This is a genomic window from Paenibacillus sp. FSL H8-0034 (assembly GCF_038000305.1).
GTDB lineage: Bacteria > Bacillota > Bacilli > Paenibacillales > NBRC-103111 > Paenibacillus_S.
Map to the genome: position 1 here is coordinate 5,251,878 of NZ_JBBOBS010000001.1, position 26,979 is coordinate 5,278,856.

Genomic DNA, 26,979 nt, shown 5'->3' on the forward strand with positions numbered 1-26,979 from the left:
TCGCCTCCTCAATTAACTCACTTGGGTTACCCTTAGTATAGAGAGCGAACCACGGCTCGAAAATGTGTAATACTGACCTTATTGTAATTATTTTGACTATTTCCGTATTTCGCCAAAATAATAATCGGTATGATAATGACTAAGTCTTAAGACCTATGTTATGATGATTTTATTATTTCAGATGTGGGGGTAAGTCATGAAAGCTAACAAGAATCTAGCGTCTATCATTTTTTTATTCATGCTGTTCTTCACATTGGTGGGCAACGTTCCAACTGTCCATGGCGCCGCACCAACTAAAGCATCGGCCAACATTACGATTACATCTAATTTGGGATATCCACTCTCCTATGCAGATGTGACTTTTACCTCTGCCGCGCTCCCCTTCCCGGTAACTGTCAAAACGAATACATATGGAGTAGCATCCTTATGTAATTTGCAGGTTGGAGCTTATACGGTTACTGCTTCATCAATTGGCTACACCGCTAGCTCTCCGATAAGCACCGGAATTCTCTCTGCCGGTCAAGCATTTAACCAAACCATCAATCTCACGTCGAATGTGTCTTTGAAAGGGATTTCTAACTTCAATGCTTACAATAACTCATCGGATGTGACCACCTTTGAGGGTAATGTATCATGGTCGTTCTACGGCACAATACCTGTTCACTCCGAAATGAAGCTTCAGTTCCTGAATAATACGAATAACCCCATAGGTTCCGTGATTGCGTCCGTCTATTCCGATGCCAATAACTATTATTCGTTTACGATGCCAAAGACTTCGTTACCTTCGGGCGCAACAAGGATCGGTGTTATTTTGTTCGACAGCAGTTCGGCTGTGGTTGATATCCGATCAACTCCTTTGTGGAGCTATAATTTGCATATTGTTCAATCACTGATATTCCATGATAACAATGCTAACGGAAATTCTATTGAAGCTGTTGTTTCGTGGACCGGAGCCAACGACGAAAGCTTGGTGGCCGGGTACAACATTTATTATTGGGTAATGGGCGACAATACGTGGAGATATTGGGACACTATAGCTAAACGCGCAGACAAGACGTATCAATATGTATTTGATAGATTCCTTCCAAACACTGGAAGTATCTTAGTTGGAAGCCTCAATAGTGCAGGAGAAGAGTTTAATTCTTACCCCACTGTCAGTGTGATTGATAATCGTCAAGACGACACGAATCTTACGGCTACTTATTCGGCTACCCTTCCTGCACCCGTTATTAATCAAGACTTTACATACTCATCTACACCGAATACGATTTCAGGACAGTTTGGTTTTACTCTACCCTCAGACCGAAGCGCAATCAAAGGCTATAATCTATATTTTAGTACATCTAATGGTGCTAAAATACAAGCAATCGGTACGATATTTACGGCCCAATTTGTTTCTCAGCTAACTTATAATTTAGATAATTTGCAGCCAGTACCCAGCGACGCCACTCAATTTGCTCTATATTCGTATGACAACAACGGCAATGAGAGCGCACCAGCTTATCTTCCCATCAAAAGGTATACCAACAATGTATCGAGTGCGAAGCTTCCTAAGAATCTGAATTTTCTTGATATGGATGAGCAGCCCCAAAAATTGCATGGCTTCTTAACTTGGAGCAGAGCTATCGATGAATCAAGCCTCGTCAGTTATCAGCTCTATTTTCTAAACAGCAATAACCAGCCGATAAGCCTAATTGGAGAAGTACCCAAAGGAAATGTGCCTCAGTTCGCTTTGCCTTGGGGGCTACCGATTCCAGATACAGCAACCCGTATCGGCATTGGCGTCAAGGATATGGCAGGAAAAAACTCTACAAATTATACATCTATTTTAATTATCGATCATAGTAAACAAGAGGAAGTTCATGCTGCCGTAAGAAGTGTTTATTTTCCGAATACAGGCCATTTGGATATAGGCAATATCATGGTTTTCTTGAAGCAATCTGATAACCTGTACAGCTTCGATAAACTGGATTTGCAATTGTTTCTCTCACTTATTGAGCCGGTTATCGTTCATTAAAGGGGGAACAATGTTTAAACGAATATGGATTTATACATTCACAACTGCGGCGCTCATAATAGCAGCTTTAATTAATTACTTTTATCCATTAAGTGGACTTTGGATGTTATTTCTTCCTTCAATGTTCGGTTTAGTTGTCCTATTTCCAAGATGGTTATCAGGGCATATTGCCAGCCTCATTATGCCAATAATCAGGATGTTGACACTGTATATGGTTTTCGATGGTAATATACCTGGCGATTTCCTCAATCGTTTGATATCCACCTCTGTTGTTGCCTGGGCGGTCATTCTTATTTTTACATTTTACAATATCAAATTAAACGACGCTCTTAACCTACTTAATACCCTTTCCTTAACGGATAATCTTACTAAAGCTTACAACCGCAGGTATCTTGAAGTTTACTTTGAACAATCAATTCTACAATCTAAAAAAAACAATGATCCACTTTGCTTTTTAATTTTCGACATCGATTACTTTAAGAGAATTAATGATACCTATGGGCATTCTGCTGGTGATGCTGTTTTGCAGAAGATGTCTCAGATCGTTCAAAATACCAAGCGAGATTCTGACGTTCTGGTAAGATTAGGAGGCGAAGAATTCGCAATCATTATTCCCCATGCAACCCTACAGGAGGGTATTATACAAGCAGAAAAGGTTAGAGCAGCCGTTTCAGCATCTAGTTTTGATTTTCAAGGTGAAATCATTCGTGCAACTATCAGCATTGGAGTCGTACAACGCACAGAGGAATCGTTAGACCAACTAATCGAACGTGCAGATAAGGCCTTGTATCAGGCAAAAACTAATGGGAGAAATCTTGTTGTTCCTATGTAGCTATCACACATGCTGTGATAGTTTTTTCTATTATATGTAAATTGAGTTCATCAGCTTGTCCAGCTTCCAATAAACCATGAGCATCAATGTCAAGCATATTCCTCTAAAGTTGTATATATAAATATTCAATGAGATAATATTCTTAATAATCAACCCATTTATTAGGAGATTATAAACATGAAGAAAATATGTAAATTTATAGGATTATCATTGGTGGTGGGGATAATCATTGTACTGTTTTTTTTAGGGGAATTTTTAATTGTTAATGATAAGCCCATAGAGTCTGATGCCATTATAGTGTTAACGGGAGGTGGCCAAGAACGTACTCTTGCAGCTATATCATTGTATAGAGAGGGCTTTGCGCCGCTTATTATTATTTCGAATGCTCGTGAAGATGGTATCTACGAATCCATTATTAAGCTTGGTGTCCCTGCAAGTAACATCATAAAGGAAATAAAGGCTAATAGTACCTATACAAATGCGCAGTACACACTAAATATTATGAATGAACACCATTTAAAGTCAGCTCTAGTCGTTTCATCGGATTACCATATGCGAAGAGTTAAATTCAATTTTAACCACATTTTCAGCAGCTCAGGAGTCAGACTTACTTACTGTGCTGCCCAGACTGAATATAGCTCCAAGTATTGGTTTTCAACCAGACGCAATCTCAATAATACTTTCGATGAATATACGAAAATCATAGGGAATGCATTGGGTTTTAATGGAGTGGAGGATAAACAAATATTTAAAAGGTTTAAAAATTGGATAGGTCTGTAACCACAATTATTTAATTAGTCCTCCTTCTTTATTCTTGCATCGATTTGTAATAATCCTATATACAAGTTTCAAAGAAACAAAACAAAAGCTTGAAAGAAATCATATATAAAATCGCCCCCCGCCAAGCTACACTTAATGCAAGACGAAAATGTATTCGTCACACTTAGTAAGTCATTAAGGGGTAACGAGGAGATGGCGAAATGAACAAAAAATGTGGGAATGGACGCAGTGCCAAACCGTTCTCCTCGTCTCCGATCGTTCCCGGCCCAATAAAGGAGATATCAGATATCGTATAGCCATAGTGTTGTGGTCCATAATTCCAGCGTTGAACAAGCTTGCATAGGCCTCAGGTTCTTCCAAACTGTGCCTCGCACGTACAAAAGGCTTAAAATCCGCTTTATGTGTACTCGGTTTGATCTGAGCCCCTGCCTCCACATAAACGGTAAACAGGATACGATTAATAGAAATACCATTGTGATCATCAAGCTTCGAGTATTTCTCAATTCTTATACACTTCCTTTTCCCTCAGATTTTAAACCGCTTTCAAAATAAGTTTTCTTACAATGTTTTATTTGTTTTTTTTGAAGGTTTGCATAAAATAAAAACCATCTAGCTAGAATTCGGCTACATGGCTGGATTTGTTATATTAATAACTTTGAATATCATTCATTAATTTTGAATACTTGTAATTTTCCCTGTTTCATCGAAATAGAGATAGCTGTTATTAAATTTACTACCCTTATATACCCACTGTTCAGAGTACAAGTATTTACTAGCGGATTTGTTCACATCATCTGGTACACCCCACGATAGAATAGCCATTTCTTGTGTCATACCTATTCTAGCGTAACCTTGTCTTATTAACGTTTTAATATCTTTCGACCAAGTGAAATTATCCAATGGATCACTTAATAAGAAGGTGTTCGCTATAGTTTCCAAAGAATTAAACGTAACTGTATACTGCTTCTCGCTGTTCACGAATGTAACCGTTAATCCACTGTAGCTGACAATTGTTTGCTGAACATATTTTTCCTGTAATGTGACATTGCCAACTAACTTATTTTTATTCCAAAGCACAGGATTGTTGCTCCAAAAGCTTTCTGCAACCGAATCTTGATATAATTTTTTTGCTGCGGTATCAATAGTATATTTATTCTTGCTTAAAGTTGTCCAAGATATATCTTTACTAAAATCTCCCGCCGTAATATCGATACGCCCATTCTCACCATATGCAATTTGCATATTCAGATACTCGCTTAAGAATGTGAGTGGTGCATACAGAACATAATCCTGTGAAATTATGGGGTAATCCAAGCGGGTATTGTGCTCATCCATACCACGACCAAAGTAGGTCATCATGTTCTGGTCTGACTTAATTAGCAATATTCGATATGGATGATTAATTTTAAGTACTCCGTTGTTGTCCTCTGCCGACATATTCAATTGTCCTAAGACACTCCATAGTGGCACATAAATAGCATTATCTCGTGTAATAGGTGCATTTTCGGTTTTTAACTGCTTATCATTAATGTACACTGTATAATCTGATTCATTTGCAGAGGCACTCACTGGAACTAAAATTGTTATTAATAAAACAATAAAAAAGACGAAACTAAACCGACTTTTCAAAAAGACCCTCTCCTTATTAGTGATTTCTCTATAAGCACATGTTTATTACTTTTTAGCGTTCGCATCCAGCCCAACCTTTTCCTTGGCCTGAGCTATTTTGGATATGGCATCTTTTGATATTCGCTGCGCGGATTCATTTTCTTCTCTGAACACCTGAATATCACTTGGCTTCTGGTTATCAAGATATTTTAAGATGGCATCAAATGATTTTTCTTTTTTGTAATAAGCTCCAGATAAACCAACACGAGCCTCATCTAATAGCTGTTCAACATCCTTAGGCAAATTATTAGGGATCGGCAGGTTATGGTAGCTAGTGTTAAGGGTTTTCGCTAACTTTTTCGCATTAGTTACAGCTGAATATGCATCATTTCTGGTAGACCCTTTGCCCATATTTTCTAAAACATCTGCATATTGATTCATTAATGGTAAATTTGACGCTTCCAGCTCCTGAGCTGACTTTTCAAATTCTAACACCGCTTCTTGAAGTGCTTTTTTCTTGCTTGCTTCATCAACTTTCTTTTGAGTCGAAATATCCGCTGCATTAGTAGCTGGAGCAGATGCCTTTACAACTTCTGGTTTAGCCGCTTGTTTGGTTTCATCTGCAGTTGTTGAATTCGTAGCAGAAAAATTCACAAAAATAATAAATAATAGGAATAACGATCCCGAAAGAATAAAATATTTTTTGTGTAACCCTTTCTTTTGAGCTAATGCAACAATTGCCCCTACTAAACAACCAATAAACCCCAAAAAGCTCATAAAACCCAAAAATATCCACATAACTACAATCACATCCCCAATTTTATATCTCCATACATATGGAATCCTTGCAGATTTTGTCAAATATTAGTCTACCACTTTAGCCAATAATTGGCTATGAAATTATTCGTTCCCCTCATTGTTGCAGTTTTTGTTAATAGAAAAAAAGCGAGACGGCAAGTGCATGTCATCACCTCCGTCTCACCTTGTATATCGTTCATTTGGCCTGCTTCGTTACAACCGAATGGAATCAGGTATAATAAAAGACACCGTTGTTCCCTCACCAGGCTTGCTCTGAATTTGCAATCCTTGTCCATACAATTGTGTTAATCGGCTATGCGTATTAAGCAGCCCGATACCCCGATATTCTTTACCTGCTGGACGTAACAGCTTGCTAATCTGTTCGTCATCCATGCCAATCCCCGTATCTATGACAGAATAATGGACAGCCTCTGCCTGCCTCTCAATCCGAATCCGTACCGTCCCACCCTTAGACAGCTTTAAAACGCCATGTCGAACCGCATTCTCTACCAGCGGCTGAATCGTAAGCGGTGGAATCAGCACTTCCATATCTACGTTCACTTCCCATTCCACCTGTAGACGTTCCTCGAAACGCTGCTGCTCGATATATACATAGTTCTCCACCAGTTGAAGCTCCCGAGCCAGCGGCACCAGCTTGCCTGCAGTCAAAAAGTCAAAACTGATACGCAGGTACGATGTGAATGCCTCTGTAAGTTCTCGCATCTTTTCTGTATCAATTTCACTTAAAGCCATAATCGAATTCAATGTATTAAAGAGAAAATGCGGGTGGATTTGCGCTTGCAAATAAGCAGCCTCTATGCGCAGCCGTTCATTGACGGCTTGCTTCAAAGACGATAGCGACCAGGCGCGATACTTCAATTCCACTGCATCCGCAGGTTTGGTGACATAATCGTTCGCTCCGGCAAGGAAGCCTGCATATATATCCTCAGATTCGCCACGAGCTGTTAGCAGTATAATAGGCAGTTCAAACAGTGAGAACCGCTCACGAATCAAGCGCGTCAATTCATACCCCGATGTACCCGGCATCATGACGTCAGCGATGATCAGATCCCACTGCTCATGGTGCAGCTTGTCCAATGCTTCACGTGCGGAATATGCGGTTTCTATATAGTAATCTTCCGTTGATAGGATCTGAATGAGCACCTTTAGATTGACGGGATCATCATCGACTGCCAGCACTCGGAATCGATCAGAGCTACCCTGTGGTATCGAGATAGGATGAACTTCTTTTATTTCATAACTGGCTGCCACCATAGCAGCGGCTTCGGCTGTTATCTGTGCCCTGACCATTGTCAGCGAGTCCATCTCCTGCTCTGTACGATCAGGTATAAATGACTGCCGTCTCTCATCCAGCATAGGCAATTGGAAGCTGAACACGCTGCCTTTGCCCGGTTGCGATTCCACAATGAGCTCACTACCGTGCAGTTCAACCAGATCCTTGCAAATACTAAGTCCCAGTCCGATGCCGCCTCCGCCAAAAGCCCCTTGCTCATAGGGCATAAATGCACGCTTTTGCATGGCCTCATCCATACCTGCTCCCGTATCCCTCACATGTATCCATACTTGCCCGTTGTCTTGCACGGCTGCCAGTTCAACGCTGCCCTCCTGTGTATGCTTAATTGCATTATGTACTAAATTAATCAGAATCTGCACCAAACGTTCTTCATCTGCATATACGAAAGGCAAATCATCCTTGATGTTCAGGCGCAGCTGCACCTTTGTGCCATCGGTCAAAAACCGCAGCATATCGAGTACACCAGCTGCCAAGGACTGTACTTGCACAGCCGACCTGCGCAGCGTAACCCTCTTATCCTGCAATCTGACGACATCAAGCAGGTCATTAAGCGTATGCGACATCCGGTTGCTAATCATAATGAGCAGTTCCATATCGCGTTGACTTTGTTCATCCAGCATATCTTTTTTTCGGGTCAGCACACTTTGAGAAATGTTCATTATGCCATGTAGTGGCGTACGCAGTTCATGTGACGTATTGGCCAGAAAACGATCCTTCAAGCGGTTAGCCTCAGCTAATTGAGTATTGAGCAATAAAACTTCATCTGAATTATGAAAATATCTTTTAAACCAATAAGCAGAGAAGCTTGTAATCGCAGCAATCAAATCTATCGGATAAAACATGAATTGCGCCGATCCCGCATAATACACAGTTCCCCACAATATATTATTAATGACACTTATCACCGCAAATAACAGGTACAAAGCACCGACTTCTTTATTTAACACCATTCGTATAAAATAGTATGCCGTCCAGAATAGTGGAATGTAATACAGCATCATGTAGTGCTCTTTTTCAAGCGAGTATAGCACTGTTTCTGCCGGACCGATTACAATAAAAAGATTATAAGCAATAAGCACAAAAACATAACTATAAAAAGCCACATCTTTACGTTGATTGCCAATAAAACCTCTTCCCATCAGCAATAGGAAAAAGGCGAACCACATGTATGCAAAGGCTTTCAACTTCACCATCCACGTAAATTCCGCGTCAACCCACTGGAATAGAAGCCCATTGTGATACACCGCTATGGTCATAGCCGATGCCACCATCATCAGGAAAAACACAATGAACTCTGTTTTTCTGACATTCATCAAATAAATTATCAGTGCATATAACGCATGAAGAAGAAGAATCACGCATACGGTAAGCTGCAAACCCGTGGAAACCAAGTATGTTTGGTTGACCTCTTTTTGCGTGCCAAACTGTACAGATTTAATGATGCCACCTTTTAGAGGTGACTCATGATTAGCAGCCCTTACGAACAGATTCAGCTCCAATGGATTCGGCTGCGCATAGGTAACCAAAAATGATTTGGTTTCGGAAACATGCCCCTCCCTCCCTTCGGCAAGTACACCAAAATGAGCAAGCACCTCCCCGTTAATCTCCACTTCAGAGGCTGTATAGATCGATTGAAACCAAATACCAAGCGGCTCGGTCAATGGACGATCAAGCAAAATACGCACATAATAGGTTCCATATCCATATGCCTCTTTGTTTGCAGGATCAAATACAGCATTCCAGCTGCCAGGTACCTGCAATATTTGTCCTTGCGAAGCGCCTGCAATATTGGATGCACCGATCCATTGTCCAGGATAAAACAGCCACTCCCCGTCCATCGGGAAGATACGTGAATGATCAAGTTCTTGGCCTCGTAAATCCAACACACCTTGCTTTACAGATGGAGGATTCGGTAACGACAGCTGATTATGCCAATTCCAACGCACCGCAACCAGCAAGAGGATGAACACTAATAAATAAATAACATGGCTTAGCTTGATTTCGTTTTTCGAAGTTGTCATGAACGCCTCATTCTTCGATTATTTTCAATAAAAGCTATATTAGGGATTAATCGATGGTATTGGATGGTTTGTTCAAAAATATTTGGGGTGTTTTTTGATCTAGATATTTCGAGTCTAGCATATCCTTGGTAAAAGGAAAACACATAATAGGATAGTTACAGTCTGTAACCACCATAATAAATAATAAAACTGTTGATTGATTAAACCACCTAATCGTTGGGTAATACTTTAAAATCCCTTATTAGATTAGGAGCATACAATTTGGAAACTCTTTATCGATGGATTACCGTGATCAAAGAAACCTATTTATTAATTGGTGCAGGTCTAGTTGCTTTATTTGTTTTAAAATCCCTCGCTGGCTCCATAATGAATAAGTTTGTCAAGAAAAAATTATTCAACCATAAAAATGAGTGATCTACATCGATATATGGAAATGTCTTTTGCATCTTTTTCACAGCTCAACCTCCGCTCAATTTACACCTCATCGCATCTAATTGGGCCAACATTCTTTGACGTAAATGTACGGGACTAACGTCTTCAAGAAGGACACCAAAAGACAACAAATAACTGTCCAGCCAGTTACCCTCTGGAAAATATACCGTGATACTATAAGTACCATCTTCATTACGAGTAATCGTCTGCTCTGCAAATTCATCGAAGATTCGGTAAGCACCTTGTGCCGAAATCCGCAAAGTCACCTCGATAGAGTTGCGCATGATGTTGTCCTCTGCCTCTGTAAAAGGCACTACCGGTCTTGGATCGCAGACGACCTCGGTAACAACGATCTCCTTCATGCGACTGATCTTAAATACACGGGAGCTCTCACTATTACGGCAGTACCCCTCCAAATACCACGATTTACTCTTAAACAGCAGCCTGACGGGTTCAACACTCCGCATGCTCTGTTCACCCTCTGTGTTATAGTAATGAAACTTGATCAGATGATGGGCGATTATCGCTTGACGCAAGAGTGGGAATATCTGTCTCTGGCTGTCCTGACTTCCCCATGGGGAGAAATCGACCTCAATCCAGTTATTCATATCCTTCTTAAATAATGTGCTCAGCTTCTCCAGCACGTCATTTGTTTCAGGTATTTTTACAGCGCTTAAGCTCTGAAGAGCCATTAAAATATCATTTTGCTCATGCTCCGACAACAAAGACGTATTTAAGACGTACCTATCCATTAAAGAAATTCCGCCGCCTCTTCCTCGGCTGCTGTAGATTGGAATTCCGGCCGCGCTTAAGGTATCAATATCTCTAAAAATCGTTCTGGCGGAGACTTCGAAATGCTCGGCCAACTCGGCTGCTGTCAAAGTCTTCTTATGCAGGAGTAAATAAATGATTTCGAAATGTCGACTTATCGGCATATGTACCACCTCAATGTAATAGTATACACCTTAATATGACACCATAGGGTCATATTATAGAAACTTTTAAAATATGACATGCTGCTGTCCAATTAACAGTCGTATACTAAGCTAGCAAGTACCAAACAAACAGGAGTGATAACAATTGGAAAACAATATGATTAAATCGTGTCAAAGCTGCGCAGCACCGATGGATGAAACCAATGACATGCACGGTACAAATGCGGATGGCAGTACCCATCCTGATTATTGTAAGTATTGCTTTGCAGATGGCGAATTCACGGCAGATTCCACTATGAGTGAGATGATTGAATTTTGCGTGCCCTACATGGTGTCAGCAAACTCAGGAATGACGGAGAGTGAAGCCAAAGCACAAATGAAAGTGTTGTTCCCTACATTAAAACGCTGGGCACCTGTGCAATAAATAGCTGGTATCTGGGTCCAACCTGCTTGATCCTGAAAGTCGTGCAATATTTCAAACCCATAACGCTGCATCCTTTGAAAAAACGGCATCTCTGCCGTTTTTTTGTTATACCAGTCTTTAATGAATTGTGCTTTTAAATAGATTGTTTCCAAATTAGAATTTGATGCAGATTTTCCCGAAATGTGTGCCTTTAGCCAAGTAATGCAGAGCATCAACAGCGTGCTCGAATGGAAAAACAGTGTCAATGATCGGCCGAAGCTTACTCTGATCAATTGCCCGGTTCATCTTCTCAAACATGTCGCGACTACCGACATTGATCGCTTGGAGTCTTGCTTTCCTTAGAATAGCGGGGATGATATCAAATCCTTCGACACGGTATCCCGATAGAACACCAACCATACTGATTTGTCCTCCCACCCGCAGCGCTGAGATGGACTGGTTCAAGGTAGCAGAGCCGCCAAGATCGACGATATGATCCGCTCCACGACCCTTCGTCTGTTCAAGAACGACCTTATCCCATTCAGGTGTTTGTCTGTAATTGATCCCATAATCCGCACCTAGTTTCTTCGCCCGCTCCAATTTTTCGTCGCTGCTTGATGTTACGATCACGGTCGCTCCGTGAAGCTTGGCAAATTGAAGCGCGAACAAGGAAACGCCGCCTGTCCCTTGCACAACAACTGTTTCACCGGCTTTTATTGTGCCTTCCTCCACTACAGCATGCCAAGCCGTAACGCCTGCACAAGGGAGTGCCGCTGCTTCTTCATCCGTCAAATGATCCGGTACACGAACCAGGCCTTTTGCGGGAAGCACGATATATTCCGCGAGCAGCCCGCCCAACGGGCTTCCCAGCGTACTTACCCAATTGTCTTGTGTAGGTTCTCCAGATATCCAGCTCTGAGTAAAAATGCCGCAGACCCGTTCCCCAAGGTTGAACGTGCTGACTTGCTCTCCCAAGGCGATAACTTCGCCAACACCGTCAGATGTCGGAATGAAAGGCAGGGGCAAATTGGGGTTATAAAACCCGTCAATGACGCCCAGATCTCTGGAGTTAAGTGAGACTGCCCGCATTTTGATGAGTACTTCATCAGGACCAGGAACCGGCATTGAACGTTCAGCTACCTTTAGTTGATCGAGCCCAAATCCACTTTGAATTTCGTATGCTTTCATGGAAATCTCCCCTTTATCGAATGGTATAGACATACATTAATACATGAACTAAAATAATGTAAGTAGGCACTTTAATGTGTCCTGGGAACAAAAAGGTGCACAGGGGGCATGAAATGACATTATCAAGTTCGATAAAACCCATACAACCTGATATATCGATATCTGTTTGCGGATATAGTAAGGTTCTGGAAATAATTTCCAATAAATGGACTGCACTGGTCATCTACTCTTTGGAAGACGGTACGATTCGTTACGGTGAAATGAGGAGACGAATCGAAGGCATATCCAAAAAAATGCTGACCCAAACACTTCGGCAGCTGGAACGGGATGGGTTGGTCCAACGCGATATTACTCCGTCTATCCCTCCAATCGTCGCATATTCCCTAACTCCGCTCGGTGAAACGCTGCTTCAACCTATGAGAGAGCTGAAGCAATGGACGAGTGACCATTATTCGCTAGTCGAAAATGCCAGAGCGGCATACGATCAATCTCATAGCCAGGAATAAAGCTATAGGGATTCGCTTTGTGCGATGATTAAACGGACTTCTCAGTAACAAATAAAAAGCATGACGATGTCTCACAATTCGGGACATCGTCATGCCGGATTATAGTTGAAGCCATGTACCCCGTTCTACAAATGCCAAGAAGCTCAGATTTAATGGCTCCACCCATCATTCCCCATGTCGATTCCATTCATTCTTTGCTACAATAGAGGTTAAGCCTTCTGCAATAATATACTATAAGCATTATAGTGATTAGGTGTATATTCATGTGACTACTTGTACAGGAGGCATAATGAATATAACGTCCTTTTTCATCTATTGTGTTGTTGCGACATTTACACCTGGGCCGGCCAATATGGTCATTTTACATTCCGTGCATCATTATGGCGCAAAAAAAGCAATGGAGTATGTTGGCGGGGCCACAGTTGCCTTTGGTATATTGCTGGCTTCTTCTGTAGTGCTAAACCGTTTGTTAGCGGGGATCATTCCGAATATTGTAGGCATCATGCAGATCATAGGCAGTTTATATATGCTCTATCTCGCTTATCAAATCTTCAGGATGGATTCAACGGAATCCAAACCTAAACAATCCGCCAATTTTCTCTCAGGCTTGCTGATGCAATTTGTAAATCCCAAAGTTGTATTGTTTACGCTAACCGTAATACCCAGCTATATTATGCCCTACTATACCTCATCGCTGGCATCGTTTCTGTTTGTTATGATCATCACCGTCATCGGATTTTTTGCATTTACAACTTGGGTTGTTTTTGGTGCAATTTTCAAAAGATTTTTAGCCCATCATCACAAATTGATAAACACCCTGATGGCGCTGTTTTTAATTTACTCTGCAATTATGGTATCGGGAATCCTATAGAAATGGGGAGGTGAAGGACGTGGAGAAATTCAACTATAAAAAATCAGCAGATATCCTGGCCTTATCGGCAAGCATCTCTGAGTTTACATATAAAAAGCATTGCCACGAGGAATATGCAATTGGTGTGACTTTACGCGGAATCCAGCAATATAACTTGGACGGCAGCTTTCAGTTATCCCATAAAAATGGAGTTATGCTGTTTAATCCAGAGCAATCGCATGATGGCAGCTCATATGATAGGACAGAGCTTGATTATGTCATGCTCTATATCAAGCCGGCCCTATTATTAGAGATACTCGGGAAAAAAGAATTGCGTTTCTCCTCCCCTATCGTCTACAATGCCAAATTAGCGCGATGTATTATCACCCTAAGCCATGCCATCCAGAACGGTAAAGAAGAATTACTGTGCAGTGAGCTGTTGTTAACATTAGTTGACCTTGTTTCTAATGCAGACATAGATACAGCCTATAAAAAAAATAATGAATTCGTCAAAAAAGCGAAGGAAATGATGTTCGACAATATAGAAAATGTACTGAAGCTTGACGACCTCTCTCAAGAGTTTGATATGTCCAAATACCAATTTATCCGAGAGTTTAAGCATCATACCGGCATATCGCCTTATCAGTTTTTTTTGAATTGCAAGGTCGAGCATGCGAAGCAATCCATTGAGAAAAATAAGGACATTTATTCAGCCGTGGCGGAATGCGGATTTGTCGATCTGACTCATCTGAACAGACATTTTAAAAGTGTGTTCGGAATAACCGCATATGAATACAAGTCACAGCTTAATTGAACAAGTTACAATGGTATGGAATCCAGCTTCATGGGATGGACCAGCTCAATAGGCAAAATACCGCTAACCGTATTTGTATGGTTACGGGAACGAATCATTTCTGAATGCACCCCAAAGTATTTCTGCAAATTGATCTCATTTACAATCTGTTCCGTAGGTCCCGTGATATGCTCATGTTCCCCTATGATTAACGTTTGTCCGGCCACCCTAAGTGCATGCGCAGGAAAGTGTGTATTTATAATAATGGTCAGCTTTTGCTTATTTAACCATTGTATGATTTCTAAAACCATCATTTGATTTTTCATATCGAGATTGGATTCAGGTTCGTCCATAATCAACACTTTTGGTTTCTTGATCAGCGCTCTGGCAATGAGTACCATCTGTAGTTGACCGCCGCTAATCTGATTGCAGGGTCTGTTGGCAATGCCAGAGAGCCCCACACTATCGATCATTTCACGCGCCTTGGTATAGTCCTCTTTACTGGGCATGTTGCCCATCGCGATGTAAGGAGACAGCCCCATGACAACCATTTCTAATACACTATAACCGAAGGTGGTATGCTTGGCCTGTGGAACGTAGCTGACCCTTTTCCAGAATGCTTGTAATGAAAGTGTGTTGGCTTGGACTCCGTCTATGCACAAATAACCGCTTTTGAACTTCAAAAAACCCATCATGCATTTAATGAACGTTGTTTTGCCGGCACCGTTAACGCCTAGCACGGCCAGCGTTTCTCCTTCATTGACGGTTAAGCTTAAATCACGGAACAATGGCTTGGCCTGTTCATAATAGAATGAAGAACTGACAACCTCAATCACTCCATACTCCCCCAGTCTTGTGCAGCATATAACCGAAGACAGGCGCCCCGATCAATGCAGTCAGAACGGATAGCGGAATTTCGGCAGCTGTCAAGGTCCGGGCCATCGTATCTACGACAACCATAAAAACAGCCCCCATTGCGATACTCGCCGGTATTAATATTTGATTGTTTGCCCCTACGATCATCCTTGCAAAATGGGGAACAATCAGACCCACAAAGCTGATAATCCCGCAGGTAGCTACGGAAAGAGCAGTAATGATCGTGGTCATTAAAATGACGATAATTCGGATTCGCTTCAAATTAATTCCAAGCGACACAGCTTCTTCATCCTTGAGAGAAATCATATTCAACTGCCAGCGTAATTTCCAGATCACGGCGACGCTGAGCACGATGACAGGCATGGTTGTCATGACATCCTTCATTGTTGCGCTGGCCAGGCTGCCCATGAGCCAGAATAGAATCGTAGGCAGCTGTTGTTCCGGATTGGCTATATATTGAATCATCGAAGTCAACGCAGCAAATACAGAACTGGTTACGGTTCCTGCCAGCACCAGCTTCAATATTTTGATCTGACCGTCTTTTTTGCTGATAGCATAAGCTATTGCCATCGAAAGCAGCCCGAACAAGACGGCCAGCCCCTGAATCAGGATCGTTTGGTTGAATAGGAAGATGCCTAATGCTGCGCCAAAGCCCGCTCCTGCAGATACCCCCAATAGATGTTCACTAACCAGCGGATTGGCAAACATCGCCTGCAGACTGGCTCCCGACACGGCCAAGCCCGCCCCGATCAGAGCCGCTACGATAACTCTCGGAAAGCGTATATCCCAAATAACAGTTGCTCCTGCACTACCGGACTTCAGGCTTCCCGGCGAGAAAATGGACTGGAAGAGCTCGGTTGGCGACATGGCATATCTGCCCATGCACAACGCGGCAATAATAGCGATAAGAAACAGTACCGTTGTCGTCAAAAAGAAATAGGTATGCTTATTGGGCATATTAGTTTCGCCAGATGGACAATACATACACATCCATCAAAGCAGCAACCTCTTCTCTATTGATGTACATTTTCTGGCAAATATCCATCGCAATTTGATGGCGGGTATCGTAATCGAGCTTAGCTATGCTTTCTTGCAGCCGCTTATGAACCAGCTTGCGCTCTTCCTCTGTATAAGGAACAAAGCTTTCCAGGGAATCAATGGCATCCTTGACATCGCTTTTGTTGCGGAGACCGACCAGCACGCTATCCACATAAGGGCTGGACAGCATGTAATGAATGGCGCCATCGACAATACTTTGATGCTCTTTTATACAAATTGCCTTGAACACATGCTCATATTGCGGAATAATACCGGTTCCGAGCGGGTTCATCGCGATATTGCCAACGCCCATATTGTGGGATGCTTGCATCCCCTCTGTTCTCCACGGCGCGTTCAACACATTATATCCGACAATGTTGATATCAAAATTGTATTCGCTCAACACCTTTTTCAGATCCTCACTAGGCATATGGGTCGTTATGGATACATGCTTGATCAAGCCTTCTTCTCTGGCTCTCAGGATCTGATCTACCGCTCCGAATCTTTGGCATTCCAACCAATCTCCATAGCTTTTGACACCCCACAAATTAGTAAAAAAATCGATTTGATCTACGTTCAATCTTCGCAGGCTCGTTTCCAGCTTTTCTCTGAAATTTGCAGCATCACCGTGATAGCACTTGGAAGAAATATGGAAAGGAAGAGCTTGCTTTTTCATTTCGAGTATGGCTTCACCTAATATGAACTCGGACTGGTCAGCGCAATACAGCATGGCTGTATCGAAGAAATTGATACCATTGTTATAGGCATACAGAACCGTTTCAACGCAAGCATCCCTATCTTGCGGATTCTCAAACCTCTGCGCCCCGAAACCAATTCGGGACACCTGAATATCTGTTTTAGCTAATTGTCTATACTGCATATTGGATTTCCTTTCACGACTCATTTACTTTTTGATAAATTTGCTCATGTAATCTTTACTATCTTTATTGGCATCCATCTTCAACACTTGATTGACCTCTTCATCCGTCAGCGAGATGTTATAGGAAAATTTGTAACCCTCCGTAATGATGTCTCTGATCTTCAAGGTGGAAAATTTATCCGGATAAGCAAGTGCTCCATACCAATACCAGGTTAACGATGCCATATGCGACATTAAAGCGAACTCAGGCAGCTTGTACACCGTTTTATTTTTGACTGCATTTAATTCCTTTAATTGAGGATGCTCATAGATGGTTGCAGGATTCACACCCACTGCCGCCTCATGAATGACAATCATATCGGGATTCCATGCTAAAAGCTGCTCAACATTGACCTGCATCGTATTCTTGGACACACCTTCCTCGAAGGCTGCATTCTTCACACCGGGCACCCCATGGTAGAAATTGCTGTCACCGTGTACGGAAATTTTGTTGCCATCCATAGCGCTGATTAGCAGCATCTTTACGCGTTTCTCCTCGGGAATGTCCTTCACTATTTTTTCGATATCGGTTCTGGCTGCATCCTGATTGGCTAATAATTGCTCAACACGTTCCTCTTTCCCGAGAGCCGCACCCAGCATGCGAATTGTCGCCACTTCTTTCTCCCAAGGCCCCCATCCGATCGTTAAGACTTGAATCCCGGCCTTAACCATGGACTCGTAGTATTCCGGTTTTCCCATGTTCCATTGAAATACGACATCCGGCTTGATATTCAGAACCTCTTCAATGTTCGGAACAAACCCGCCTTCAACCGTGAATGAAGAGTTGATTTGTTTGATTGACGGATAATATTTGTTCAACACCCTTTGAGCAATCATGCTCTTTGAAGCAGGGTGAATACCGACTACACGATCGATGTCTCCTGCGATGGCAATTGCCGTTTCGGCAAGCGGTTTGGGGAAAGTCAGGATCGTTTTGGCTGGTTTGCTAAAAACGACCGTTTCGCCACGATCATCGACGATTTGTCTGCTCGTGCCTGTCTGTGCTGTTTGACCATTGCCTGAGCTAGCGGGTGCAGATACGCTATTTGATGGCACTTGAGAGCTTCCTTTAGTTGGGCTGGGACTCGCCGCGCTTGAGCATGCACTAAGCAGCAAAGCGAGCATAAGTAGTAGGTTCACTGCCATGGAAGGTTTCTTCCAACTTCTGTTCATTGGTAATACCCCTTTACGTATGTATTGATAATGATTATCAAGTTCATTACCAATATAACGTTGAACCCTGCTCGCGCCAATGGACGATCCGGACACAGCTAATGGATGATTAAGACGAAAGCGTCGCTCAGACTGCGTTTTATAATGATTTGGGGATATCCCAATGTGCTTTTTGAACAAACGACTAAAATAATATCTGTCCTCATAGCCAACACCATCAGCAATTTCCTGAATCGTAGCATCTGTAGTCCAGATCAATTGTTTGGCGATATCCATACGAATCCTGATCAAATAATCGAGCGGACTATGTCCCAACTGATCTTGAAACAGCCTTGACAGATGTCTCGGACTGCAGCCAAATAACTTGGCCAATGACTCTAAGGTAATCGTATCCGAGTAATGCTCGTTCATGTACCAGACTGCTTGAGTTACAAGATCAGCCTTCTTTAATGAATCATCCTGCATACCCAGCTGACTTAGCAGATCATAGACAAATTGATAAAAAAGTGTTTTAACATGAAATCGTTCAAGCATATTCGATTGTTTCCATTCCCGTTCCATCCTTTCAATTCTGAGAAGAAGCGGAACTGGAGAATGCGGCTCGAACCCATACTGAATATGAAATGGATTATTGCGCTCCAGCAGCTGCTGAATTTCTTGTCTGCACGGCAAGGGGATGGCCGCTTGATAGAAGACCAGATAATACTCGAAGTTCCCTTCCATCTGCACGATATCCATGTGCATTCCTTTACCGCCGTGCAGCACATGCAGTGGCTTCATCTGGTAGGCTGTTCCGTCAAGTGAAACCATGGCCGTCCCGCAGGTAGGCTGCAGAAAAGCGCTGGCAGGCAAACGATAAGAACGCAGCTCGTCACCCAACATCATCTTCATATAACGAACATCCATTACTTTAATCGTCGCTTGATTCCATAACATGATATGCTCCTGGATATTCATAAAAATAACCTCGCCCGCTAATTGATAATAATTCTCATTATATCTGTTGCAATCAAGAAAGAAAACCCTTATCCCTACCTGCTGTATTGGAATATGCTCTCAATCCTTGCATATTAATTTTGCCAAAGAATCCATGCTGCCTGAACGGCAAATAACCCCGCCTTGCTCTGAAGCAGGGGGGCTTGATCATGAACAGCTGAACACTTATGAAGTTGATTTTATCATTTTCTGGACTTCAAGAAGACTGACGCGCTTCCGGGTGTCATCCTGATATAAATAAAAATCCTGAACGTGATCAATAAATAATAGGCCATTTAAATGATCGACCTCATGCTGGATGCAGCGGGCCAAATAATCCTCGGCTTCCAAAGTAAACCGTTCTCCGGATCGATTCAGGCTTATGACTTTAACCGATTTGGCCCGCTTCACGATTCCCGTATATCCTGGAAATGACAGACAAGCCTCTGGACCTATCTGCTCGCCCGCAGATTCAATAATCTCAGGATTGATCAGCTCAATTAACCCATTCCCACAATCCATCACAATTACTCTGCGAAGAATTCCTACTTGTGGCGCAGCCAGTCCTGCCCTGCCATCAGCCGCGTAGAGGGTATCCACCATGTCATCCAGAAGCTTTAAGATTTTCGGATTTATTTCATCTACCGGTTTGGCTGCTTTTCTTAAAATTGAATCACCAAAAGGGACAATTGATCTTTCTGCCATGATTTGCCTCCAATCTTCCTCTATACTAAGCGCCTTTCATAGATGTTGGAGTATGTACCCATAGATCGCTGGGCGTACACTCCAAAGCCGTACATAGTGCATCCAAGGTGTCTGCCTTCATTTGTTTAGGTTGGTCGTTAAGCAGAGCGCTAATGGAAGGAGCGGATAAATCGTACCCTGCTTTCTCCTTTAACAAACGGGCTAATGCCGTACCTGTCCATATCTCTCTATCTGACATTATCTTGCGCAGCATCCAGACGAGCAACTATTTCACCCTCCCCACATTTAGTTATTGACTAATTATTTTAGGCAATACCTAATTTATCATAATCTCAAACCATTTTCAACCATAAACAGGCTGTAAATCATCCAGCATTCGTGACTTTCAAATCCGCCAGAGGCTTCATCAGACACTGCCAGCAATCAGGCAGCTGTTCCCGATTATCGAGATAAACCGTACGCAAATGCTTGGACACGTCCATTACCCGGTCTTCGATGAGCACCTCCCGTATTTCGGATGCTTTTACAGGTACTAAGCTGCTGATTACAGTATTGAAGTGTTCCAAAGGTAAGAACATATCCGGGCTTTTCTTGTACGAACAGTGAGTCGGAAACCGCGGAGAGCTCCCCGAATCATACTTGGACAGCTTCACTGCGGCATAATGCTCCAACAATAAGGACTGCGCATCGAATTCAAGCACAGCAAATTCTTCATCCGGCTCTCTCCGCGCGTAGGTATCCACCATTTTCTGACAATCCTTTAAGGTAGGCCAAAAAAACACATGCCGGTCCAAACACGCCCGAAATTGCTCCTGTGTAGTTGCCGCATCGATCATACTGTCAACAATCTTTAGATGAGCATTGATAGTAATTGAAAATTCATCATAGCTCACACTTTTCGACAGTAATCGACGCTCACCCTCGAATTCGGGATTGATACGCGTACTGGACAGCAGCGCATCCAAATGGGCAATCGCCATTAAATTACTTGCTCTTGTAAAATGAAACAGAGACTTCCTGCCTTTTGCATTTGTTACTGCCGCTATAACAGCCGTTTTCATGGTCCTGCTCCTTCTCGTCTATGAGGATCTAAGCATGGTTTTTAATAGGAAGTTGCGTATATTTGAAAGCATAGTGTGTAATGATACAATGACAATAGGCATTTAACAGCGCACTGATGTCCAATCAAACCAGGGAGTGAAGCACATGTCGATTGATGTTTATTTTAATTTCAATGGAAACTGTCGTGAAGCTGTAGAATATTATGCAGAGGTTTTTGGAACAGATAAACCGCATATTATGACCTTCGGACAAGCGCCGCCCAACCCGGATTATACGGTTCCAGAGCAAATGAAGCATTTGGTCATGCATGCACGACTTAACATTTATGGAAGCAATGTGATGTTTTCAGATACCTTTCCTGACATGAACTTTATAGTAGGAAACAACATCAGCCTTTCCCTAGTCATTAAGGACATGGATGCTATAAAATCGATTTTTCACAAGCTTAAAGAAGGCGGTACTGTAGGGATGGAGCTGCAGGAAACATTTTGGAGCAAATGCTACGGCCAGCTTACAGATAAGTTCGGAATTGGATGGCAATTGAACTACGACAGTGGAGAAATGAATAAGTAATATTGTCAGCATGATGCTGTGCGAAATCAGGATATGGAACTTTTCTTATTGAAAAGCTTCTGTATCCTTTTTGCTTGTCAACACAACGAAAAGCTTCGTGAAGAGCTTTGTTATGGTTTTGTTATGCGGAGGCTGCTGCTTTTTATTCGAATGTAATGACCTGTAGGCTATTGTATACCTATGAACACTTCCTACAGCAAGTCAGGCAGTAAAATATAAACACAAAAGGAGATTGATCTTCATGGTAAAACGGAACTCTTTGTTAGCAGCCTTAACGATTACAACAGCAGTAGGTTTTGCAGCCATAGCACCCCTGAATGTATTGCAGGTGCTTGCAGCAGATAAATTTATCGATATCGAAAACACAGCCGCATCCAAGTTGGCGATTCAAGAGTTAGCTAAACAAAATGTGCTGTCAGGATATTCCGACACGGAATTCAAACCTAACCAGAACGTTACGCGAGGCGAGCTGGCCAAGATCGCTGCCCTATCTATGTATGTCAATCTGAATACGGACAAGAAGCTCAGCTTTCAGGATGTACAACAATCCGATTGGTCTTTCAGCTATATTAATGCCTTGGTCAATGCGGGCATAATGAAAGCCGATAACGATCGGTTTCAGCCAGGTGCTACGGTAAGCCACGAGCAGCTGGTAGAGATCGCAGCAACTTTATTGAAGCAGGACAAGGCAGCTGTGCAGATTCTATTCGGCAGCTCGTATACAGCTGGTAAAGCTGCTACCCGCGCAGAAACAGCACAGTTATTTTATGCCGTACAGCAAGCAGCTATCCCGCAAATCACCCAGGTGAAGGTACTGAATGCAGTTGCTGTACAAATCACATTCTCAGCTCCTCTGACGCCTGAAAATACGGATGTAGAGAAAGCGAAGCAAAATTTTGTGTTTTCGGACGGTTTGATGCTCGAAAACATTCCGCAGCTCAAAACAGGAGCGAAAGCAACCTATATCGTACCGACCTCACCGCAAAAAGCAGGTACCGGCTACACAGTAGCCTATAAAGGTCAAAAGTCGGGTTCGTTTATCGGCAGTGATATCCAAATTCCGTTTAAAGCGGTAGAGCAGGTGGCGGCTGATACGATTGAGCTGCAATCCTACCTCGCTGATGGTGTTACCGACTACCAGTACATCATTGCACTGTACAGCGGCAAACGTAACGGGCTGGATTTCACCGTAGACGATAACAATACCTATAACGGAAAACCGCTTACGATCATTCCATCCATGAGACTTAAGCAGGTTATACTGACAGACCAGGCAGGAGCCAGCATGACGGCAACTTATGTTCCTTTCACCCAATCGACAGACGGCAAGCAGGAGCCGAAGTTCCGTCTTGCAAATGGCGAAACCTTGAAATCAGGTTCGGTCTATACCTTATCTGCGCCATGGGCAACTTTTGGCGGACAGACGCTGACAGCCAAGAGCATAGCCCCGCTTGCGATCCAGCAAGCAGAAGCTGTTTCCGCTACGAGCATCAATGTGACTTTGACCGCAGATCCTCAGGATGAGCTGTTCGCAGGCCGCAGTGTGACATTAACTGCACCGGACGGCACCAAGCTAACCGCACAATATAAATTCACATCCCGCCAAGGTGCGGTAGGTGTATTTGATATTCAAAATAACGGCAAGCTCATTTCCGGAGTCACTTATTCGGTTGCCGCTGTTAACAATTGGGCTGATTCACAAGCAATTACCTTAACAGGCGTACAGTAATAGCATCTCCCCAGAAGGCCATCACATACACAAAAGGAAGGCACCTCCCGTTACAGCGGGTGTGGTGTCTTCCTTTTTACTTGTTCCTAATGTGTCGGTTGGTTCGCCGTAGTTTCTTTTTCCGTAGGAATCATGTAACCGACTCCGGGATAGTTTACTATCAAATGACTCCCGGTGTTAACGTGCTTCAATTTCTGGCGAATCCGGGCGATCGTTACCCGTAAATACTCGACATCATCACGGTATTCACTGCCCCATACCTCACTTAGCAGCTGCTCATGTGTCATCACTTTATCCACATTTTGCAGCAGCAGCACGAACAATTTATATTCGGTATTCGTCAGCTTGATTTCGGTTTCCCGATGTCTTATACGTCGCTGCGCCATGTTAACGGTAATGGAACCATGCTTCATTTCACTGGCGTTTGCCGTTTGTAGGGCCCGTCCGTCGGTGCGGCGCAGCACGGCATTCACACGGGCAAACAGCTCATCGAGCGAAAAAGGTTTGGTCAAATAATCATCCGCCCCTATATTCAAACCTTGTACCTTATCATCCGAATTGCTGCGGGCGGTCAGCATGATCACAGGGACGTCCGAGTAGCCGCGCAATCTGCGCAGTACCTCCAATCCATCCATCCCTGGCATCATAATATCGAGAAGGATCAGATCTGGGTCCATCTCATCGATCTTGTCCATGGCTTCCAGGCCGCTCAGACAGGTCATCGTTTCATAGCCCAATGACTTCAGATTAGCAGAGATGAAACGCAATATTTTGGCCTCGTCATCCACTATGAGGATTTTTTGTTTCTTCACAGCACATCATCTTCCTTCGGATTATATTGGGGAATTGAAACGATAAATGTGCTGCCTTCACCTTCGATGCTTTCTACGCGAAGCTGGCCGCCATGGGAATCCATAATGCCTTTACAGATTGCCAGCCCAAGCCCTGTTCCGCTTGTACGGCGACTGGAGGACAGATCTACCCGATAAAAGCGATCGAATATGTGCTCCAGATGGTCGGGATGAATGCCTGTGCCGTTATCTGTAACCCGGATATGCACATAAGTATCATCACGCTCAGCTGTTACCCGAACGAGAGGCTGTCTGTCATTATATCGGATGGCATTCGTAAACAAATTGACAAAAACCTGTTCCAGACGGGTCTTATCCGCATAAACAAGCGGCAGGCTGTCCGCCAAAGAAGTATCGATCTCAAGCCAATGCTCGTCCGCGTTCGGTAACCGTTTGATGGCGTTCCTGACAATGGATGGAATACGGGTTGGCTCACGATTGACCCTCATCGCGCCAGCTTCAATCTTGGAAATGTCCAGCCAATCCTCGATCAATTGCTGAATACGCCCAATATCCTCGTGAATCCCTTCAAGAAGCTCCTGCTTAAAGCTTTCCTCCCAATCGGCATCGGTACGGAGCAGCGTTTCCACGCTTCCTTTGATACCGGTTATCGGGGTTTTAAATTCATGGGACGCCAGTGATATTAAATCATTTTTCAATGAATCGACCTCATGCTCCTTCGTAATATCGCGCCATACGTAACCTCGGCCATAGACATGATCCTGATTAAGCACATGAAATGATGAGACAATCATAAAACGTTCTTTTCCAGAGCTAGCTGTGAGTTTGAATTTAATCGCAGCAGCCTGCTGAGCTATCAACGAAGAGAAATCCTCGCGAGAATCAGGGCTTTGGAAGCTGATTGTCTCAAACATAACCTCTTCGCTCATTAGCAGCAAATCAGGCGTCGGAATCCCGAACATTTCACTCATTTGGCGATTTCCATATACGACCTGTTTTTGCATATCAATCAGTACAATCGCATCCGTCATACTCTCCAGAACAGCCTGCAGCGTAGCATGCTCATGCTGAACACTTTTGAGCAGTAGATCGTTCTGCAGCATAATGGCAACAGAGTTCGCAAACGTATGAAGAAAATGGCGATCCTGCTCCGTCACAGCTCCATCCTCTATCCCCTGTGCAACAGTCAGCTGGGCAAGCTCGATAGCACCTGAACGTACGGGGACGATATAGGTTGGCATGGCGTTTATTTCATGGGAAAGCGAGTGCTCATCTCCATCAACAATTGTTCTTTTCCTGCTAAAAAGTCCCAGAGGGCGCGTATCCTCCCCATACGAAGGATGCAGCCGGACATCCGTATTCAACAGCATGCGCAGTTGACCCATACTTCCTTCAATAAGCTCCGGTGTTTCCTGAGTTGGACTTATAGGCGTAATAAGTGTATTGACGATTTCCAGCTCTTTGTTTTTACGAGAAAGGCTGTGTGTTCGTTCCTCCACCCGATTCTCAAGCTCCGCATTGAGTCTGAGCAGCGCCTGCTGATTCTCGTTCACCTGCTGAGCCATTTGAAAAAAACGGCTGGCCAATACATTCAATTCGTATGGAACTCCACGCATGGATGTGGATTCCGGCCTTTCCTTGTAGCTGCCATCAGCGAGCTTTTGCGTGTAGCCTACGAGCAGATGAATCGTATTATTCAGCCCTTTGGCGAGAAAGAAGCCAAGTGCAATCGTCAACCCAATTGCAAGCAACAGCAGCGTAAAGGTTAATAATAGAGAGTTAAACAACGTCTCATTGACCGTCTGATAAGATCGTCCGACCCATACCTTCCAGCCAAGCCCGCTGATCGTTGTATAGGTGACAAGCTCCTCTTGCTGCTTCAAGGAAGACATGTATCTGCCCAGTCCCTCGGGGTGCTCTCCTGCTGCCTGAACGACTGCTTCTGAGCTTAAATCCTTCATTGTGGCCGTCAGTTGACGGTCAGGATGGTAAATGACTTGATTCAGTCGGTCCAGCACTACAGGATACGTATTTTTCCCATAATCATATTTGGTAACCAGTAGCTCCAGCTGTTTTAAATCGAGAGTAGCTGCTACAAATCCGTCATATTGCCGATCCTCGTTAAAAATGGGGGCAGCAATGACGATATCCGGTTGCCCACCACTTTGCAGTCCGCGGAACAAGGTAGTAATAATCGTCGATTGAGATTTGAGCATCTCGTCATAGTAGCCATTCTGACTAAGACTTGCATCTACGAGTGGCACACCGACGGGATTGGTTTCCGGATAAGAGGCGGTTACGATACCTGTACGATCTGCAGTAACCACATTGATCAATCCGGGGAGGCTAGCTTGAAGCGATTGGATTTTGGGTGTAATTCCAGCCCGATCGCGAAATGAAGTACGGGAAGCGCTGATCGTCGCACCCAATGTCTCTATCGCATTTTGACGGTAATAAATATAAGCTTCGACTGCATCGGCAAGCCGTTGAGTTGTATGCATCTGGGTACGTTTATAATCATCTTTAATTTGATTGATCTGAACGATCTGAATGCTGCCCAGAATCAGAATCGGAATCAAGGCGATAATCGTGAATGCTCTTGTCAAATGTACACGTAATGGCAGATGCTTCATGTGTAA

The 26,979-nt window shown here is 43.3% G+C and carries 23 protein-coding genes; 9 read left to right on the forward strand and 14 right to left on the reverse strand.

The genetic code is table 11. From position 1 onward, the window contains the following. Positions 1-196: 196 nt before the first annotated feature. The 3 genes from NST47_RS23715 (at position 197) to NST47_RS23725 (ending at position 3,629) form a co-directional block, all read left to right on the forward strand. The gene (locus tag NST47_RS23715) at positions 197-2,017 is read left to right on the forward strand and encodes a carboxypeptidase-like regulatory domain-containing protein (protein WP_341157333.1); all 1,821 of its coding nucleotides are present in this window, start codon (positions 197-199) and stop codon (positions 2,015-2,017) included. A 10-nt stretch (positions 2,018-2,027) separates the two neighbouring features. Next, complete coding sequence (locus NST47_RS23720) at positions 2,028-2,849, forward strand: GGDEF domain-containing protein (protein WP_341157334.1); 822 nt, start codon at positions 2,028-2,030, stop codon at positions 2,847-2,849. Positions 2,850-3,026: 177 nt separating this feature from the next. Further along, on the forward strand, positions 3,027-3,629 hold the full coding sequence (locus NST47_RS23725) for a YdcF family protein (RefSeq protein ID WP_341157335.1): 603 nt from the start codon (positions 3,027-3,029) through the stop codon (positions 3,627-3,629). 669 nt (positions 3,630-4,298) lie between these two features. Here the strand turns inward: NST47_RS23725 and NST47_RS23730 are convergent. The 4 genes from NST47_RS23730 to NST47_RS23745 all read right to left on the reverse strand — a co-directional run bounded on the left by NST47_RS23730 (position 4,299) and on the right by NST47_RS23745 (position 10,738). Beyond that, positions 4,299-5,258 carry a stalk domain-containing protein gene (locus tag NST47_RS23730; RefSeq protein ID WP_341157336.1) on the reverse strand — a complete coding sequence of 320 codons (960 nt, stop codon included), beginning with the start codon at positions 5,256-5,258 and terminating at the stop codon, positions 4,299-4,301. Between the two features lie 45 nt (positions 5,259-5,303). Then, entirely contained in the window at positions 5,304-6,098 is a 795-nt protein-coding gene (locus tag NST47_RS23735) for a hypothetical protein (protein ID WP_341157337.1), read from the reverse strand. A 150-nt stretch (positions 6,099-6,248) separates the two neighbouring features. Continuing rightward, the gene (locus NST47_RS23740; protein WP_341157338.1) at positions 6,249-9,371 is read right to left on the reverse strand and encodes a hybrid sensor histidine kinase/response regulator; all 3,123 of its coding nucleotides are present in this window, start codon (positions 9,369-9,371) and stop codon (positions 6,249-6,251) included. Between the two features lie 458 nt (positions 9,372-9,829). After that, positions 9,830-10,738: a helix-turn-helix transcriptional regulator gene (locus NST47_RS23745; protein ID WP_341157339.1), complete on the reverse strand. Its 909-nt coding sequence runs from the start codon at positions 10,736-10,738 to the stop codon at positions 9,830-9,832. A gap of 145 nt (positions 10,739-10,883) precedes the next feature. Between NST47_RS23745 and NST47_RS23750 the strand changes: the two genes are divergently transcribed. Beyond that, positions 10,884-11,162: a zinc ribbon domain-containing protein gene (locus NST47_RS23750; RefSeq protein WP_341157340.1), complete on the forward strand. Its 279-nt coding sequence runs from the start codon at positions 10,884-10,886 to the stop codon at positions 11,160-11,162. Positions 11,163-11,315: 153 nt separating this feature from the next. On the opposite strand, the gene NST47_RS23755 is transcribed toward NST47_RS23750, so the two are convergent. Beyond that, on the reverse strand, positions 11,316-12,329 hold the full coding sequence (locus NST47_RS23755) for a zinc-dependent alcohol dehydrogenase family protein (protein WP_341157341.1): 1,014 nt from the start codon (positions 12,327-12,329) through the stop codon (positions 11,316-11,318). Positions 12,330-12,442: 113 nt separating this feature from the next. Between NST47_RS23755 and NST47_RS23760 the strand changes: the two genes are divergently transcribed. The 3 genes from NST47_RS23760 (at position 12,443) to NST47_RS23770 (ending at position 14,499) form a co-directional block, all read left to right on the forward strand. After that, positions 12,443-12,835 (forward strand): winged helix-turn-helix transcriptional regulator, encoded by a 393-nt coding sequence (locus tag NST47_RS23760; protein WP_341157342.1) that lies wholly within the window; start codon positions 12,443-12,445, stop codon positions 12,833-12,835. A 289-nt stretch (positions 12,836-13,124) separates the two neighbouring features. Then, the gene (locus NST47_RS23765) at positions 13,125-13,706 is read left to right on the forward strand and encodes a LysE family translocator (RefSeq protein ID WP_341157343.1); all 582 of its coding nucleotides are present in this window, start codon (positions 13,125-13,127) and stop codon (positions 13,704-13,706) included. A 19-nt stretch (positions 13,707-13,725) separates the two neighbouring features. Continuing rightward, the gene (locus tag NST47_RS23770; RefSeq protein WP_341157344.1) at positions 13,726-14,499 is read left to right on the forward strand and encodes an AraC family transcriptional regulator; all 774 of its coding nucleotides are present in this window, start codon (positions 13,726-13,728) and stop codon (positions 14,497-14,499) included. A 5-nt stretch (positions 14,500-14,504) separates the two neighbouring features. On the opposite strand, the gene NST47_RS23775 is transcribed toward NST47_RS23770, so the two are convergent. From NST47_RS23775 to NST47_RS23805, 7 genes are all read right to left on the reverse strand, one after another. Next, complete coding sequence (locus tag NST47_RS23775; protein ID WP_341157345.1) at positions 14,505-15,314, reverse strand: ABC transporter ATP-binding protein; 810 nt, start codon at positions 15,312-15,314, stop codon at positions 14,505-14,507. Further along, complete coding sequence (locus tag NST47_RS23780) at positions 15,307-16,338, reverse strand: FecCD family ABC transporter permease (protein WP_341157346.1); 1,032 nt, start codon at positions 16,336-16,338, stop codon at positions 15,307-15,309. Before NST47_RS23780 ends, NST47_RS23775 begins: the two co-directional genes overlap by 8 nt. Beyond that, positions 16,313-17,296: an aldo/keto reductase gene (locus NST47_RS23785; RefSeq protein WP_341157347.1), complete on the reverse strand. Its 984-nt coding sequence runs from the start codon at positions 17,294-17,296 to the stop codon at positions 16,313-16,315. Before NST47_RS23785 ends, NST47_RS23780 begins: the two co-directional genes overlap by 26 nt. Next, a complete protein-coding gene (locus NST47_RS23790; protein ID WP_341157348.1) occupies positions 17,297-19,420 on the reverse strand; it encodes an AraC family transcriptional regulator in 2,124 nt (707 codons plus the stop codon). Between the two features lie 225 nt (positions 19,421-19,645). Then, the gene (gene def / locus NST47_RS23795; protein WP_341157349.1) at positions 19,646-20,164 is read right to left on the reverse strand and encodes a peptide deformylase; all 519 of its coding nucleotides are present in this window, start codon (positions 20,162-20,164) and stop codon (positions 19,646-19,648) included. A 25-nt stretch (positions 20,165-20,189) separates the two neighbouring features. Continuing rightward, a complete protein-coding gene (locus NST47_RS23800) occupies positions 20,190-20,429 on the reverse strand; it encodes a helix-turn-helix domain-containing protein (protein WP_341157350.1) in 240 nt (79 codons plus the stop codon). A gap of 100 nt (positions 20,430-20,529) precedes the next feature. Further along, a complete protein-coding gene (locus tag NST47_RS23805; RefSeq protein ID WP_341157351.1) occupies positions 20,530-21,225 on the reverse strand; it encodes a DUF7002 family protein in 696 nt (231 codons plus the stop codon). Between the two features lie 145 nt (positions 21,226-21,370). Between NST47_RS23805 and NST47_RS23810 the strand changes: the two genes are divergently transcribed. Then, positions 21,371-21,799, forward strand: coding sequence for a VOC family protein (locus tag NST47_RS23810; RefSeq protein ID WP_341157352.1), 429 nt, complete (start codon positions 21,371-21,373; stop codon positions 21,797-21,799). 241 nt (positions 21,800-22,040) lie between these two features. After that, entirely contained in the window at positions 22,041-23,528 is a 1,488-nt protein-coding gene (locus NST47_RS23815; RefSeq protein WP_341157353.1) for an S-layer homology domain-containing protein, read from the forward strand. Positions 23,529-23,614: 86 nt separating this feature from the next. Here the strand turns inward: NST47_RS23815 and NST47_RS23820 are convergent, their stop codons facing one another. Then, positions 23,615-24,340: a response regulator transcription factor gene (locus NST47_RS23820; protein ID WP_341157354.1), complete on the reverse strand. Its 726-nt coding sequence runs from the start codon at positions 24,338-24,340 to the stop codon at positions 23,615-23,617. Further along, positions 24,337-26,973 carry a sensor histidine kinase gene (locus tag NST47_RS23825; protein ID WP_341157355.1) on the reverse strand — a complete coding sequence of 879 codons (2,637 nt, stop codon included), beginning with the start codon at positions 26,971-26,973 and terminating at the stop codon, positions 24,337-24,339. The genes NST47_RS23820 and NST47_RS23825 overlap by 4 nt, the downstream gene beginning before the upstream one ends. Positions 26,974-26,979: the final 6 nt, after the last annotated feature.